13 protein-coding genes, 2 tRNA genes and 1 riboswitch are annotated in these 14463 nt (G+C 63.2%); of the genes, 6 read left to right on the top strand and 9 right to left on the bottom strand.

Going from position 1 to position 14463, the window contains the following annotated elements:
• Positions 1–98: 98 nt before the first annotated feature.
• From V3C40_RS26080 to ybgC, 9 genes are all read right to left on the bottom strand, one after another.
• A tRNA-Lys gene (locus V3C40_RS26080) sits at positions 99–174 on the bottom strand.
• Between the two features lie 89 nt (positions 175–263).
• A tRNA-Lys gene (locus V3C40_RS26075) sits at positions 264–339 on the bottom strand.
• Between the two features lie 67 nt (positions 340–406).
• Positions 407–1165, bottom strand: a complete 759-nt coding sequence (gene ybgF, locus V3C40_RS26070; protein ID WP_034759191.1) for a tol-pal system protein YbgF — start codon at positions 1163–1165, stop codon at positions 407–409.
• 134 nt (positions 1166–1299) lie between these two features.
• Positions 1300–1821 carry a peptidoglycan-associated lipoprotein Pal gene (gene pal / locus V3C40_RS26065; protein WP_230542412.1) on the bottom strand — a complete coding sequence of 174 codons (522 nt, stop codon included), beginning with the start codon at positions 1819–1821 and terminating at the stop codon, positions 1300–1302.
• A gap of 43 nt (positions 1822–1864) precedes the next feature.
• On the bottom strand, positions 1865–3133 hold the full coding sequence (gene tolB / locus V3C40_RS26060) for a Tol-Pal system beta propeller repeat protein TolB (RefSeq protein WP_034759574.1): 1269 nt from the start codon (positions 3131–3133) through the stop codon (positions 1865–1867).
• 5 nt (positions 3134–3138) lie between these two features.
• Entirely contained in the window at positions 3139–4158 is a 1020-nt protein-coding gene (tolA, locus tag V3C40_RS26055) for a cell envelope integrity protein TolA (protein WP_080698819.1), read from the bottom strand.
• Positions 4159–4206: 48 nt separating this feature from the next.
• Positions 4207–4647 (bottom strand): ExbD/TolR family protein, encoded by a 441-nt coding sequence (locus tag V3C40_RS26050; RefSeq protein ID WP_223278896.1) that lies wholly within the window; start codon positions 4645–4647, stop codon positions 4207–4209.
• Positions 4648–4662: 15 nt separating this feature from the next.
• Entirely contained in the window at positions 4663–5352 is a 690-nt protein-coding gene (tolQ, locus tag V3C40_RS26045) for a protein TolQ (protein ID WP_034759183.1), read from the bottom strand.
• Between the two features lie 47 nt (positions 5353–5399).
• Positions 5400–5801 (bottom strand): tol-pal system-associated acyl-CoA thioesterase, encoded by a 402-nt coding sequence (ybgC, locus tag V3C40_RS26040; protein WP_070300900.1) that lies wholly within the window; start codon positions 5799–5801, stop codon positions 5400–5402.
• A gap of 283 nt (positions 5802–6084) precedes the next feature.
• Positions 6085–6209, top strand: a riboswitch (ZMP/ZTP riboswitch).
• A gap of 111 nt (positions 6210–6320) precedes the next feature.
• On the opposite strand from ybgC, the gene glyA reads away from it, so the two are divergent.
• From glyA to V3C40_RS26010, 6 genes are all read left to right on the top strand, one after another.
• Entirely contained in the window at positions 6321–7568 is a 1248-nt protein-coding gene (gene glyA, locus V3C40_RS26035) for a serine hydroxymethyltransferase (protein WP_034759173.1), read from the top strand.
• Between the two features lie 143 nt (positions 7569–7711).
• Positions 7712–8173, top strand: coding sequence for a transcriptional regulator NrdR (gene nrdR, locus V3C40_RS26030; protein WP_034759169.1), 462 nt, complete (start codon positions 7712–7714; stop codon positions 8171–8173).
• Between the two features lie 241 nt (positions 8174–8414).
• Complete coding sequence (pilV, locus tag V3C40_RS26025) at positions 8415–8984, top strand: type IV pilus modification protein PilV (protein ID WP_331778902.1); 570 nt, start codon at positions 8415–8417, stop codon at positions 8982–8984.
• Positions 8981–9949, top strand: a complete 969-nt coding sequence (locus tag V3C40_RS26020; RefSeq protein ID WP_331778901.1) for a PilW family protein — start codon at positions 8981–8983, stop codon at positions 9947–9949. The genes pilV and V3C40_RS26020 overlap by 4 nt, the downstream gene beginning before the upstream one ends.
• A 39-nt stretch (positions 9950–9988) precedes the next feature.
• Complete coding sequence (locus V3C40_RS26015) at positions 9989–10618, top strand: pilus assembly PilX family protein (RefSeq protein WP_331778900.1); 630 nt, start codon at positions 9989–9991, stop codon at positions 10616–10618.
• Positions 10615–14448 (top strand): pilus assembly protein, encoded by a 3834-nt coding sequence (locus V3C40_RS26010; protein ID WP_331778899.1) that lies wholly within the window; start codon positions 10615–10617, stop codon positions 14446–14448. Before V3C40_RS26015 ends, V3C40_RS26010 begins: the two co-directional genes overlap by 4 nt.
• Positions 14449–14463: the final 15 nt, after the last annotated feature.

Here is a 14463-nt window from a genome sequence, read left to right as displayed (position 1 = left end):
GCAAGGCGTTTGATTTGTGTCAGCGATGGCATCGCGTGCAAGTGATGCTGCTGAAAACAAAAAAGCCAACCGCGAACGGTTGGCTTCTCTGGAGTATTTGGTAGGCCGTGCGGGATTCGAACCTGCGACCAACGGATTAAAAGTCCGCTGCTCTACCAGCTGAGCTAACGACCCAAAAACTTTTTACAACAACTTCGGTAACACTGTGCCGTAAAAAAATGCTTGCTATAACAACTCGCAAGCAGATCAGTACTGCGTATTCGTGGTAGGCCGTGCGGGATTCGAACCTGCGACCAACGGATTAAAAGTCCGCTGCTCTACCAGCTGAGCTAACGACCCGAAGAAGAAAGATTATAGGGGGTGCCCGGGATTCTGTCAAACCTAACGGGCAACTTTTTCCCCGCTTTTACTTTTTGCCGCCCCGTTCCTTGGCAGCCTGGGCCGCGCTGGAGTCCGGGTAGCGCGAGATCAGGGCGTTCAGGGTCTTGGTCGCGTTGGCCTTGTCTTTCAGCTCCGTGTAGCAGCTGGCGATGTTGAGCATGGCGTCGGGCGCCTTCGGGCTGTCCGGGTAGTTCTTCAGCACTGCCTGCTGGGCCGTGATGGCGCTCTTGCAGTCGCGCTGGGCGTAATAGGCGTTGCCCAGCCAGTATTGCGCGTTGGCCGCGTAGGCCGATTCCGGATAGCGTTTCACGAAGCCGTCCAGGGCCGTGACGGCGCCCTTGTAGTCGCCCGACTTGAACAGGCCGAACGCGGATTCGTACGCGCTTTGCTCGGATACGCCCACGGCCGCTTCCTGGCCATCGATGGTGACCTGGCGCGGCTCGAGCTTGCGCAGGCGCGCATCGATGTCGGTGTAGAAATCCTTCTGGCGCTTTTGTACATTCGCCAGGTCGTTGCCCAGCACTTCGATCTGGCCGCGCAGGCGGGCGATCTCTTGCATGGTCTGGTCGTGCTGGTTGATCAGGCTCAGGGTGCTGGTCTTGTCCGCCTTGGTGTCGACGCGGCTGTTCAGGTCGCGCGCCATGGCGTCGACCTTGGCGCGCAGCTCGAGGATGGCCTTGCGCGCTTCGTCGTCATCGAACAGGGCGGCGTTGGCGTGCAAGGGCAGGTAGGCAAACGCGGCCATCAAGGCGGCGGCGACGCCGGCTTTCGAGAATGTCATCATGGGTCGGGCTTTCTAAGGTTACGCAAACATGCAAACGGGGCGCCGGGCGGTGAATCACCGCGCTGCGCCCCATTATTATGCCTATGACTGGCCAGTTAGGTAAGCGCCAATGCTGCCGCGCTCACCTGTCAACATCAATAAACGATGTCAGCGCGGCGGTTTTCTGCCCATGCTGCTTCGTTGCTGCCTTGTGCTTTAGGCTTTTCTTTGCCCAGCGACACGGCTTCCATTTGGCCTTCTGGCACGCCCAGGGCTGCCATCGACTTGCGCACGGCTTCAGCACGTTTCTGGCCCAGGGCCAGATTGTACTCAGCGCCACCGCGTTCATCGGTGTTACCTTGGATCAGGATCTTGCGGCTAGGCGTTTTCACCAGGTAAGCAGCGTGGTTTTGCACGACTGGGGTGTCCGCTTCGCGCACGACGTATTTGTCGAAGTCGAAGTAGATGCTGCGGTTAGCCAGCACGCCTTTTGGATCGTCCAGTGGATCGACCGATGCGGTCGTCACTGGCTGAACTTGACGGGTGTCAACTGGAGCTACGACTTTTTCAGGAGCGCGCTCAACCACTGGGGTTTCTGCTACTTTGACTGGGGTGCTGCAGGCGGACAGCAGAGCTGCGGTAGCGGCGATGAAAGCCAAACTTTTAAAGTTACTCATTTTTATTCTCCGGGTCATGGTTAAAGGTGAAACTGTACAGCATTTACTTCATAAAAGGACCCCAGGTGGGCTCCTTGATATTGCCAGCTTGCGTAGTCAAACGCTGTTTGACGCGGCCATCCACCGATACCACTGCCAGCGACTTGCGTCGTCCGGATTCGGTCGCGTACATGATATATTTCCCGTTGGGCGAAAAGCTCGGTGATTCGTCGTTGGCGGTGTCCGACAGGCGCAGTTCCTGGCCACTAGCCAGGTCGAGCGCGTAGAGCTGGAAATTGCCGTCGCGACGGGAAATATAAGCAAGTGTCTTCCCGTCGGACGAGATCCGCGGGCTGATGTTGTAGGAGCCGCCAAACGTCACGCGCTTGGCTTCGCCACCGCTGGCCGACATACGGTAGATTTGTGGTCCGCCGCTGCGATCGCTGGTGAAGTAAATGCTTTGGCCATCGGCCGAGAATTGAGGTTCCGTATCGATGCCGCTGCTGGTGCTGGTGCGGCGCAAGCCGCTGCCGTCGGCATTGACGGTGTAGATCTGGGTATGGCCGTCGCGCGACAGGGCCACGGCCAGGCGCGAGCCGTCCGGGCTCCAGCTCGGCGCGGAATTGCTGCCTTTTTCATTCGACACGATGGTGCGCTGGCGCGTCACCAGGTTTTGCACGTAGACGATGGGCTTTTTCTTTTCAAACGACACATACGCGACCTTGGTGCCGTCCGGCGACCAGGCAGGCGAAATGATCGGCTCGTTCGAGCGCAGCGCGACCTGGATGCCTTCGCCATCGGCGTCGGCCACTTCCAGCCGGTATTCGCGGCCCGATTGTGTGACGTAGGCGATGCGCGTGGCGAACGCGCCCTTGACGCCCGTCAGCTTTTCATAGATGTCGTCGGCGATCTTGTGCGCCAGCAAGCGGTTGAACTGCGGCGCGGCCGCATTGTTCATGCTGGAAATCTGCGCGCCCTTGATGGTGTCGAACAGCTTGTAGCGCACGTCCAGGCGGCCATCGGCCATGCTTTGCACGGTGCCGGCCGCCAGCGCGTCGGCGCCGCGCGACTTCCACTGTTCGTAGCTGACGGGTGCCGTTTCCGATACGGGCGCATCGGCATCGATCAGCTTGAACACGCCGCTGCGCGCCAGGTCGGCCTTGATAATGCCCGACAGCGATTGCGGCGCCGCCGATTCATTGACGAAGCTGGCGACAGCCACCGGAATCTGGTTGCTGCCGATCCCCGTAATCTCCACGCGCAACTGCGCCTGGGCGCTGGACGCTCCCAGCACCAGGCTGGCGCAGAGCACGACATAGCTCATTTTTTTCATGGTCATCATTTAGGCAAATCCTTCATCTCGAATATGAGTTCAATCTCGCGTTCCACGGTGCCGTCTTTTTTCTTCGGCAGTGGCGACGATTTATTAATGGCGTTTTCCACCGAGCTGTCATACGCCGGCAGGCCGCTACTTTTAATCTTTCGGACCGAAATAATTTCCCCAGTTGGCAGTTGCTCGATCTTGAACACGGCGCGCGGGTTGCCCGGCACGTCCGTGCTACCGCTGTACGCGATATTGCTCTTGATCTTGCTCGTCAGGGCAGCGACATAGCCGCTGTCCTTGCGTGGCGCGGTCGATTTCTCGGCCGTGCCCGTCGTGCCGGCGCCCGCCGCACCCGTGATGCGGCTCATTTCCGCAGCGCGTGCCTTGTCGGCGGCTTTTTTCTCTTCCGCCGCTTTTTTCGCCTTGGCAGCTTTTTCCGCCGCCGCTTTTTTATCGGACAGTTCCTTCTCGGCTTTTTCTTCCGCCGCTTTTTCTTTCTCTTTGGCCTGCTTGGCTTTCTCCAGCTTGTCGGCCTTTTCTTTTTCCAGCTTTTCAGCCTTGTCTTTTTCTTTCTGCTTCTGTTTTTCCAGTTCGCGCTTTTCTTCCTCGCGTTCCTTCTGTTCCTGCTTGCGGCGCTCTTCCGCTGCCGCTTTCTCTTTTTCTTCCTTCAGCTTGGCCTTCTTGCGCTCAAGGGCGATCTCCGCCTCGCGCAGGTCGACCTTCGGCTCGGGCGCGGCCACCGGCGGCGGTGGCGGCGGGGCCGGCTGTTCCACTTCCGGTTCCGGCGGCGGGGCCGGTGTCGGCTCCGGTTCCGTCGCCACTTCGGGCGGCGGCGCGGCCGTCTGCACCTTCATGTCCCACACTTCCGCTTCGACGGCGACAGGTTCCGTATTTTGCCAGTGTACGCCCACCCACAGGAAAAACAGCAGCCCAAGGTGCATCGCCAGCGCCAGGCCCAGCGAGGGCCAGCGGCTGCGTTCGCGCGGCACGCTGTAGGGCTTGCCGAGTACATGGTCGATTTGTTTGTTCTGCAAAGTCTAGTCTATCTAAAAACGGTCAAGTCTGGAAACAGGATGCTGCGCTTACTTGGTGGCCAGGCCAACGCGGGTAATGCCCATCTTTTTCGCTTCCGAAATGAGCTGGATCACATCGTCGTACTTGCTTTCCTTGTCGCCCGCGATCATCACGGGATAGTCGGGATTGCTCTCGTGCAAACCGCGCAGCTTGCGCAGCAGGGCGTCGCGGTTCGGTTCCGTTTCCGGCGACAGCTGTTCCTTGCCGATGACGCCGATCGACAGTGAACCATTCGGTTTCAGCACGATCTGAATATAGTCATCGGGCGGTTTGGCCGACTTTTCCGCGTTGGGCAAGTTCACCACGCTGGGATTGTTCGACGACGGCATCACCATGAAAATGATCAGCAGCACCAGCATCACGTCGATGTACGGCACGACGTTGATTTCGGACTTGAACTTGCGGCCACGGCCGCCGCGCATGCCGCCGCTATTGAATGAGGAACCCATGGACGCTGCCCCCTCTTAGCGCGACTGGCGCTGCAAGATGTTGGAGAATTCCTCGACGAAGCTCTCGAAGCGGATCGCCAGGCGGTCGATGTCATGCGAAAAACGGTTGTAGGCGACGACGGCGGGAATCGCGGCGAACAGGCCGATGGCGGTGGCGATCAGCGCTTCGGCAATGCCGGGCGCGACGGCGGCCAGGGTGGCTTGCTGCACGTTGGCCAGGCCGCGGAAGGCGTTCATGATGCCCCAGACGGTACCGAGCAGGCCGATGTATGGCGAGACGGAACCGACGGAAGCGAGGAAGGCCAGATGCGATTCGAGCACGTCCATTTCACGCTGGAAGGCGGCGCGCATGGCGCGGCGTGCGCCGTCGAGCACGGCGCCGACGTCCAGCGCTTCACGCGAACCGTAGGAAGCCTTGCCCTTGATGAATTCGCCCATGCCTGCGTCGAAGATGCGGGCCAGCGCGCCGCTCTGGTCGCGGTTGCCGCTGGCGTTCTGGTGCAGCGCATGCAGGTTGCCGCCGGCCCAGAAGCTGCGTTCGAATTCGATGGTTTGCTTGCGCGCCTGGCGCACGGCAAACATCTTGCGGAAAATGTAGGTCCAGCTGGTCAGGGAAATCAGCAGCAGCAGGGCCATGATCAGTTGCACGATCAAATGGGCATTGGAGATGAGCGCGAGGAAAGAAAGATCTTGTGTAACGTTCATTGGCTGGCAGTCTGTTGGGTGAATTGTCCGGAGGTGGCGGGTAGGGCTCAGGCGGCGCGCATGCGGGCCGCGACTGCATCAGGCACGGCGCGCGGACGCAGTGCCGAATCGACGCAGCCGATCTTGACGCGGGCCGTGTTGAGCAGGCGGTCGCCGCACCAGGCTTGTTGCAGGAAAACGATGGAGGCGCGCCCCATTTTTTCTATGTTTAAGGTTAATCTTACCGTGTCATCGAGCCTGGCTGGCGCATGATAGTCGGCGTTGACGCTTTTGACAACGAACATTGCGTCGTGCTGTTCCAGCAATTCCTGCTGGCCCACGTCGATGGCGCGCAGCCATTCGGTGCGCGCGCGCTCGAAGAATTTCAGGTAGTTAGCGTAATAGACGATGCCGCCGGCGTCGGTGTCTTCATAGTAGACACGTACGTTCCAGGTAAAGACTGAAGGCATGTTTATTGCGCCAGTAGTGAGATTGAGCAACATTTTACGCGATTTTTCTTCTTGTGACTGTGGGCGCTTGCTGGAAAGCCATGCAAAAGCTGCATATAAGTTGCACCGCAGCATTGTAAAACGGAGAGCTGCAATGGCAAGCCCCGTAACATACGCTTACATGCCTGAGCAAAGTTTACATCCAGCTTAAGACGATGGGCCGGCGCTGCCCGGGCGGCGATTATAGCCGCACGCTTGCATTCCTTGCTCAATTTGGGCACTTAACTTACAATTTGCATTCCATTACGTCTCACGTGACTGGCGAAAAGTCGGGCGATCTCCATGAGTGGCGATCGGCAATCCGGCGAAAGGTGGGCACCCACCGGGAAACGTGAGATTTTTCATCAGCCGTTCGCCTGGGTAGCCACTATGGAAAAGCACGAAGAGGCTGCCTGTCCAATGTTGTTATTCACTTAACGCCGGCTCCCCTCATTCGATCCAATCTGCCAGTACAAGCACCCTCATACTTGGAGTTTTTACATGTTTGCAAAAGATCACACCCTCGCCAACGTCGATCCTGAATTGTTCGCCGTCATTCAAAAAGAGAACACGCGCCAGCACGATCACATCGAACTGATCGCGTCGGAGAACTACACGTCGCCAGCCGTAATGGAAGCGCAAGGCTCGCAGCTGACGAACAAGTACGCCGAAGGCTATCCAGGCAAGCGCTACTACGGTGGCTGCGAATACGTCGACGTGGCCGAGCAACTGGCCATCGACCGTGTCAAGCAGCTGTTCGGCGCCGAATGCGCGAACGTGCAGCCGAACTCCGGCTCGCAAGCGAACCAGGGCGTGTTCTTTGCCATGTTGAAACCAGGCGACCTGATCATGGGTATGTCGCTGGCCGAAGGCGGCCACCTGACCCACGGCATGCCGCTGAACATGTCCGGCAAATGGTTTGACGTCGTCTCCTACGGTTTGACGGCGGAAGAAGACATCGACTACGAGGCAATGGAGCGCCTGGCCCGCGAACGCAAGCCGAAGCTGATCATCGCCGGCGCGTCCGCGTTCTCGAAAAAGATCGACTTCGAACGCTTCAGCAAGATCGCCAAGGAAGTTGGCGCCTACTTCATGGTCGACATGGCCCACTACGCCGGCCTGATCGCCGCCGGCCTGTACCCGAACCCGGTGCCGTTCGCCGACTTCGTCACCTCGACCACGCACAAATCGTTGCGCGGCCCGCGCGGCGGCATCATCCTGATGAAGGCCGAACACGAAAAAGCCATCAACTCGGCCATCTTCCCTGGCATCCAGGGCGGCCCGCTGATGCACGTGATCGCCGGCAAGGCCGTCGCTTTCAAGGAAGCGCTGAGCCCTGAATTCGTCGAATACCAGAAGCAAGTGATCAAGAACGCCGACGTGCTGGCGAAAACCCTGATCAAGCGCGGCCTGCGCATCGTTTCCGGTGGCACCGAATCGCACGTCATGCTGGTCGACCTGCGCGCCAAGAACCTGACGGGCAAGGAAGCCGAAGCCATCCTCGGTTCCGCGCACATCACCTGCAACAAGAACGGTATCCCGAACGACCCGCAAAAACCATTCGTCACTTCGGGCATCCGCCTGGGCAGCCCGGCGATGACGACGCGCGGTTTCAAGGAAGCGCAAGCGGAAGAAGTGGGCAACCTGATCGCCGACGTGCTGGACAATCCGCATGACGCCGCCACCATCGAGCGCGTGAAAGCGGCAGTGAAAGTCCTGGCCGACGCGCACCCTGTGTACGCCGCATAATAATTTGTCCAGAATGTGTCATACGGAGTAAGATTCTGTATGACACATTCCTTCGTGCCCAAGGGCGCCCGGAGTGATTCGGGCGCCCTTTGCACAAGGACGGCGATTTCCCGTAATTATTACTATAAAGTTGTAACCAGCCCATGAAATGTCCATTTTGCCAGCACGGCGACACCCAGGTTCTCGATACGCGCGTATCGGAGGAAGGGGATGCCATTCGGCGCCGCCGCCGCTGCGGCAAATGCGACAAGCGTTTTACCACGTACGAGCGCATTGAACTTATCATGCCGGCCGTCGTCAAAAAGAATGGCAGCCGGACGGAGTTCGCTGCGGATAAGTTGCGCGGCAGTTTGATGCTGGCCTTGCGCAAGCGTCCCGTCGCGGCCGCCTCCGTGGATACGGCCATCGCGTCCATCCAGGAAAAGCTGCTGACCAGCGGCTTGCGCGAAGTCGATTCCGGCTATATCGGCGAACTCGTCATGCAAGAACTCAAGCGCCTGGACAAGATCGCCTACATCCGTTTCGCCTCCGTCTACAAGAATTTCGAAGACCTGGCCGAGTTCCAGGATGCGATTGCCGAAGTGGGGCAGGCGCGCAAGCCCTGACCTCACCTTCTTGTTCACCTTAGTGAAGGCGGGGCTGCTTATGCGCCCCGTTTTCACCACGCCAAGGTTTGCCTGGCAAGCGGTCTGATCAATCCCAACGCTATTCTTCTCGACTTATCGCCGTGCTGTTTGCGCCAGCGCAGACCCGGCTTTTTGCGCGCGCCTATCTTGTAGCTGGGCCGCCTGTTCCTGCGACTCTTGCTGCGGAGGGGAGTAGCGCATGCGCAATGGCGGTCGCACTATGTTTCCTGCAGTTGGCAGCAGCCTCGTCGAGGTGCTGGTGTCGCTGCTGCTGTTGGCGCTGGGTCTGCTGGGCGCCAGCATCCTGCAACTGAACTCGCTGCGCGCGCGCCATGAGTCGGCGCTGTTGTCGGCGGGCGTGCAATTGGCTGCCGGCATGGCCGAACGCATGCGCGCGAACAGCGTGCTCATGAATGGCCCCGATGCGGGCAATCCCTACCTGAACGTGGCCTACGCGGCGGCGGACGATGCCGAAGCAGGCGGCGGCGCGCCCGACTGCTTCGGCTCCACTGCCTGCAGCGCGGCCGAACTGGCGCAATTCGATATCGCCGAATGGAAGCAGCGGCTGCATGCGGCCTTGCCCGGCGCGCGCCTGCATATTTGCCGCGACACTTCCGCGTGGGATGCCGCCGCCCAAGGCTTGCAGTGGGCGTGCAGCGGCGGCAAGGGCGCGCCCATCGTTATCAAGCTGGGCTGGCGCGGCCGCCTGCCCGATGGCTCGCCTGCCGTGAATGCGGCAGGCGAGTCGTTGCCCAGGCTGGCATTCCAGCTGGGCGGAGGCGGCGCATGAACGAGGTCCTGTATCGGCATCGCGGCATGAGCCTCGTCGAATTGCTGGTGGCCCTGTCGCTGGGCGCGCTGCTGATGCTGGCGGCCAGTAGCGTGCTGCTGGCCGCCAGCGGCAGCTATGGCGACCAGTCCGCCAGCGCGCGCCTCGACGACAACGGCCGCTATGCACTCGACACCATCGCCCGCGCCGTGCGCCAGACGGCATACGTAAACTGGGACAGCAGCGCCGCGCCCGTCGCCCATGCCGATGACGACAGCGCCAATGTGGCCGGGCTCGACGCGCGCAGCCTGGGCAAGAACAGCGAGGGCATCAGCGGCGCGCTGTCCGGCGCCCTGCATGGCAGTGACGTGCTGGCTCTGCGCTATTACGGCGCCGGCAAGGAAGAGGGCGGCGACGGTTCCGTGCTCAATTGCGCGGGTTTCGGCGTGGGCGCCGCGCAAACGCAGGCGCAGCGGGGCTGGAGCATTTTCTATGTAGCGCAGGGCGCCGATGGCGAGGGCGAGCTGCGTTGCAAATACCGTGGCGCGAACGGCTGGGGCGCGGACGCCATCATCCGTGGCGTTGACGGTTTCCAGGTGCTGTATGGCCTCGACACGGATACGCCTCCTGACGGCGTGGCGAACCGTTACGTCAACGCCAGCGCGCTCGACGCCTACGATGCGGCATTGGTACTGGAGGGCGCGGATGCGGCCGCGCGCCAGCGCGATCTGCACCGCCGCACACACTGGAAGCGCGTGGCCAGCGTGCGCGTGGCGCTGTTGCTGCATGGCGAGGCGGGCCAGGCGGACAAGCTGGCGGAACTGGGGCCGGCACAGTTCGACCTGTTCGGCAAGGCGTATGCCGAGGCGCACGGCGCCGGCGACACGGGCGTGCGCATTGCGCGCGCATCCTTGCCCGCCGCGACGCGCTCGCGGCTGCGGCAACTGGTGCAGACGAGCATCATGCTGCGCAACGGGCCGGCCTAGGCGGGCGGCGCGATGGCTGGCCCGGGTGTCCGCCGTTGCGTGCCTTCTTGTGCATCTTGGCTATGCCACAGCGGCGCCACCCTCGTGTATGTGCTGTGCCTGCTGGTGATCATCTTGTTGCTGGGCATATCGGCAGCGCAGATGGCCTTGCAGGGCGAAAAGGCGGCACGCGGCGAGCGCGACCGGCAGATCGCGTTTCAGGCGGCGGAGGAGGCATTGGTGGATGCGCAGAACGATATCGAAGGTTTGCCCGGTGCGCCGGGACGCAGCAGCCTCTTCGGGCCAGGCAGTGCGGCCGGGTTCGCGGACGGTTGCGGCGAGGCAGGCGCACTGGGCCTGTGTCTGCCCGCAACGCCGGACGCGCCGGCGCTCTGGCTAAGCATGGACCTCGATGGCGCCGACGCTGGCAGCCGCGCGGTTTCATACGGCCAGTTTACGGGCGCCGTCATGCAGACGGGGCAGGGTTTCCTGCCGTCGCGCCGGCCCCGCTACCTGATCGAATTGCTGCCGTTTCACCCGCCCGGCGCGCAGGCCACGGCAGCGGCCGGCGGTATGGCCACGGAAAGCTATGTGTACCGCATCACGGCCATCGGTTTTGGGGCGCAGGAAAGCACGCAAGTCGTGCTGCAAAGTTATTACCGCAAACAGGCGGCGGGAGCGGGGCCATGAGGGCTTTGATGTTTGCCTGGCTGCTGTTCGGCCGGATTTTCCTGGCTTGCGGCGCCGCCGTCGCGGGCGCTCCTCCCGTGGTGCTGGCGCGGGCCGACACGGGTTTGTACGGCGCCAGGGTGCCGCCGAATCTCCTGCTCAACCTGTCCCTCACGCACGCTGCCGCCGCTGCCGCGCATGGCGGCGACTATGCGCCGCAGCGCGAGTATGCAGGCTACTTCCATGCGCGCATGTGCTACAGCTATCCGTACCGCAGCAAGGATGGCGTCATGCTGCCGGACTTGCGCGTAGCGACCGCTTACTTTTCCGTGCTGAAACCGGCCGATGCCTTGCACGGCTGCGGCGGTGACAGTTTCAGCGGCAATTTTCTCAACTGGGCCAGTGCCAGCATGCTCGACATCGTCCGCTATGCGCTGACGGGCGGCGACCGCGTCATCGACGAAGTGCGCAAGACGGTGCTGCAGCGCGCCTACCTGCCCGACGCGGACAGCCCCATCGACTTCTTTGCCCACCCCGTCTTTTTCCCGCGCAAGCTCCTGCAGACCGGCGTGGCGGCCGCGACGCCGTTTGCGCTGGCGCAACTGGCCATCGTTTCTTGCCGCAACCGCTTGCTGTTCGGCGACGCCAGCTTGCCCCCGGGCGGCAGTTGCGACGCGCCCGGCGCTGCGGCCTCGCACGGCGTGTTCCTCGCGCGCGTGCGCGTTTGCGACACGGAAGAGGGGCCGTTGCGCGACGACTTGTGCCTCGCATATGGCAAGAACTACAAGCCGGTGGGCGCCGTGCAGCGCCATGGCGGCAGGGTGCGCGTGGGCGTGTTCGGCCACTTGAACGGCCAGCCCGCCAGCGCCGGCCCCGTGTATGGCGGCGTGCTGCGCGCGCCGCTGGCCCACGTGGGCAGGCAGCGCTGGGCGGCGCCCGATTTTATGCCGCAAGACAATGCCGACGCCGAGTGGAATCCCGCCAACGGCGTGTATGCGGCTCAATCTACGTCTCAGGCTGCGGGCTTTGGCGGCGGGGTGACCGCTTACATCAATGGCTTGGGCCGCGGCAATGCCGGGCATCCCGGTGCGTACGCGAAGGCGGCGCCGCTGGCTGAATTGCTGTACGAATCGCTGCGCTACCTGCAGGGACGGCAGGCGAGCCCTGTCGTGCCGCCAGCCACGGCCCCGCCTGCCATCGACGATGGCTTGCCGGTCGTGACGCCATGGAGCGACCCGCAAACAGCCAGTTGCCAGCGCCACATCGTCGTCAGCCTCGGCGATGCTGGCATGGCGGGCGACCGTTACGTGCCCGGCAATGCTCCTGTGATTCCCGCATCCAACGGCGACCGCGCACGCGCTGCCGATGGATTCGCGCCGCCGGCGTTCGACGCGATGGCCTGGACGCACGCGGTGGGCAGCCTGGAAAGCGGCGGCGCGCAGGGCAATCCCGCGCCGCGGCCCGACCTGGCGGCACTGGAATTGCTGGCCGACGGGGCTGGCGGCGCCAGCTACCATGCGGCTGGCTTGGCTTACTGGTCGCATGTGCAGGCTTTGCGTCCCGGTGGCAAGAACGACGGCGTTGCCAAGGTCGAGCATTACGCGGGCGACTTGCGCCAGGGCGACCCTGCCGCCACTCCCGCTTCTACGCCCTTGCTGCTGGCAGCCAAATATGGCGGCTTTGTCGATGCGAACGGCGACGCCAACCCGTTCAAGAGCGCGACGGGCAGCGCGTTCGATGAATGGAGCCTGGACGGCCGCTGGCCCGCCCATTATTTGCCCGGCAGCGATCCGGCCGCCCTGATCGCGGGACTGCGCGCAGCCTTTGCGTCCGCCGACAAGGCTACCTTGCCAGCGACGCTGGCCGGGCCAGCCCTGATGGCGCTGGCCAGCGGTATGGAAGAGGCATACTGGTTCCAGACGCAGCTGCGCTTGGCCGATGGCGGCATGACCGTGTCGCGCACCGCGTTTGCCGTGGGCGCAGATGGCGGAGTGCTTCCCGGCAAGCCATGGTGGCGCGCTGGCGGCCTGGGAAAGCCGGCGCCGGATGGCGCGCCGGCGGCCTTGCGTCCCGTCTATACGCTCGACGCCAAGGGTGCTCTGATGCCGCTGGCCTGGAAGGGGCTCGACGCGGAACAGCGCGGCGCATTCGACGGCGGCGATGGACTGGGGGAAGCGCGCCTGGCGTATCTGCTTGGTCAGCGCGGGAGCGAGGTGGGCCAGCCGGGTGGCTTCCTGCGGCGCCGCTCAGGCAGCCTGGGTGCCGCGCCGCATGGCAATCTGTTGTACGTGGGCGCGCCGGGGCTGGGCATGCCGGGCGCCGGCTATGGCGTGCACCGCAAGGCGCTGCTGCAGCGGCGCAAAATGCTGTACCTGGGCGCCAACGATGGCTTGCTGCATGGCTTCGATGCGCGCACGGGCAGCGAAGTGTTTGCCTATCTGCCACAAGCGCTGCTGCGCGCTGCGTCAGCCGTTGCGAGCACTCACTACAGCCCTGGCCCGCTGCTCGACGGTGCGGCGGCCACGGCGGAAGTAATGGCGCTCGGACATTGGAAGACGGTGCTGGTGTCGGGTATGGGCGGCGGGGCGCAAGGCGTGTTTGCACTCGACATTACCGACCCGGCCCGCTTCGCGCAAGACGGGGCGCTGTGGGAATTCACGGACCGCGACGACAGGCTGATGGGCAACGTGCGTGCGCCGCCTGCTTTCGCCCGCATCAACATGGGCGGCAAGGAGGGTGCGCCGACCTACCGCGATTTTGCTGTCGTCGCCAGCGGCTATAACAACCATGTCAATGACGGCAAGGACACGACGGCGCCCGCATCGGCCGCCGCCATCTTCCTGCTGGCGCTGGACAAGGCGCCCGGCACGCCATGGACGTTGGGAAGTAATTACTTCCGGCTCAAGGTGCCTGTGGCCAGCGGTGGCGGCGATGCGGACGCCGATGCCGTCCCCCACGCGCTGGGTCCGCCCGCCGTGGTGCCGGGCGGCGACGGCGCGCTGGCTTTCCTGTATGCGGGCGATTTGCAGGGCAATATCTGGCGCTTCGACTTGACTGGCGGGCCGCCGTCGAAGGATGGGCAGGGGCGCAAGCTCGTCTTTGTCGCGCGCGATGCGCTGGGCCGGCGCCAGCCCGTGACGCAGCAACTGAACGTGGCCTACGCGCCCGGTGGCGGCTATCTGCTGCTGTTCGGCACGGGCAAGTTGGTCGAAGCGGCCGATACCTGGCCCGCCGCCTTTCTGTCGCAGTCGTTTTACGCCGTGCACGACGATGTGCGCGAGTCGTCCCCAACGCGCAGCCGGTCCGACCTGGAACAGCGCAGCCTGGGCGAGACGGCGGGCGGCGTGCGCGTGGACGGCGCCGAACTGCGCTACACAGGCAGCGACGCGATGCGCGGCTGGTACCTCGATTTTCTCGATACCGCGCAGACGGGCGAACGCAGCATCAGCGGTCCCGTGCTGGCCGCTGGCAAGGTGATGTTCAATACCGTCCTGCCCGGGCGCGATCCTTGCGCCACGCCAGTCACCCGCCTGTACGTGCTCGACGTGCTGAGCGGTTTTGCCGCCGATGGCGCCGGGGTCGTGCAGGCGGGCGCGCAGACGGGGCGCTTGTTCGATGGCCTGGCGCGCGCGCCGCCGCTGGCGTTGGAATTGAACAGCACGGTGGGTGCCGCGACGGCGGCAGGGCGGGCCGAGGGGCGCAAGGAACTGGCCGTGCTGCAACCTGGCTTGCCCGGTGCGGCCAGCGGGGCGGTGCTCAAGGTCGTCAGCGCACCGCTGCCGGCCCGGCGCCTGAGCTGGCGCGAAGTAGCGAACTGGCGCGAATTGCACGAGGCGGCCAAGAAAAAATAGGCTCGGCAAGGCGGG

Source organism: Janthinobacterium sp. LS2A (genome assembly GCF_036543145.1).
Taxonomy (GTDB): Bacteria; Pseudomonadota; Gammaproteobacteria; order Burkholderiales; family Burkholderiaceae_D; genus Janthinobacterium; species Janthinobacterium aestuarii.
Note: the sequence above shows the minus strand (reverse complement) of the source record. Positions and strands in the feature narration are given on the sequence as shown.

Coding starts and splice junctions, on each gene's coding strand:
- V3C40_RS26020 (WP_331778901.1), top strand. CDS start 8,981: ATGAACGAGGTCCTGTATCGGCATCGCGGCATGAGCCTCGTCGAATTG.
- pal (WP_230542412.1), bottom strand. CDS start 1,821: ATGAGTAACTTTAAAAGTTTGGCTTTCATCGCCGCTACCGCAGCTCTG.
- V3C40_RS26010 (WP_331778899.1), top strand. CDS start 10,615: ATGAGGGCTTTGATGTTTGCCTGGCTGCTGTTCGGCCGGATTTTCCTG.
- glyA (WP_034759173.1), top strand. CDS start 6,321: ATGTTTGCAAAAGATCACACCCTCGCCAACGTCGATCCTGAATTGTTC.
- ybgC (WP_070300900.1), bottom strand. CDS start 5,801: ATGCCTTCAGTCTTTACCTGGAACGTACGTGTCTACTATGAAGACACC.
- V3C40_RS26050 (WP_223278896.1), bottom strand. CDS start 4,647: ATGGGTTCCTCATTCAATAGCGGCGGCATGCGCGGCGGCCGTGGCCGC.
- tolQ (WP_034759183.1), bottom strand. CDS start 5,352: ATGAACGTTACACAAGATCTTTCTTTCCTCGCGCTCATCTCCAATGCC.
- tolB (WP_034759574.1), bottom strand. CDS start 3,133: ATGAAAAAAATGAGCTATGTCGTGCTCTGCGCCAGCCTGGTGCTGGGA.
- nrdR (WP_034759169.1), top strand. CDS start 7,712: ATGAAATGTCCATTTTGCCAGCACGGCGACACCCAGGTTCTCGATACG.
- ybgF (WP_034759191.1), bottom strand. CDS start 1,165: ATGATGACATTCTCGAAAGCCGGCGTCGCCGCCGCCTTGATGGCCGCG.
- pilV (WP_331778902.1), top strand. CDS start 8,415: ATGTTTCCTGCAGTTGGCAGCAGCCTCGTCGAGGTGCTGGTGTCGCTG.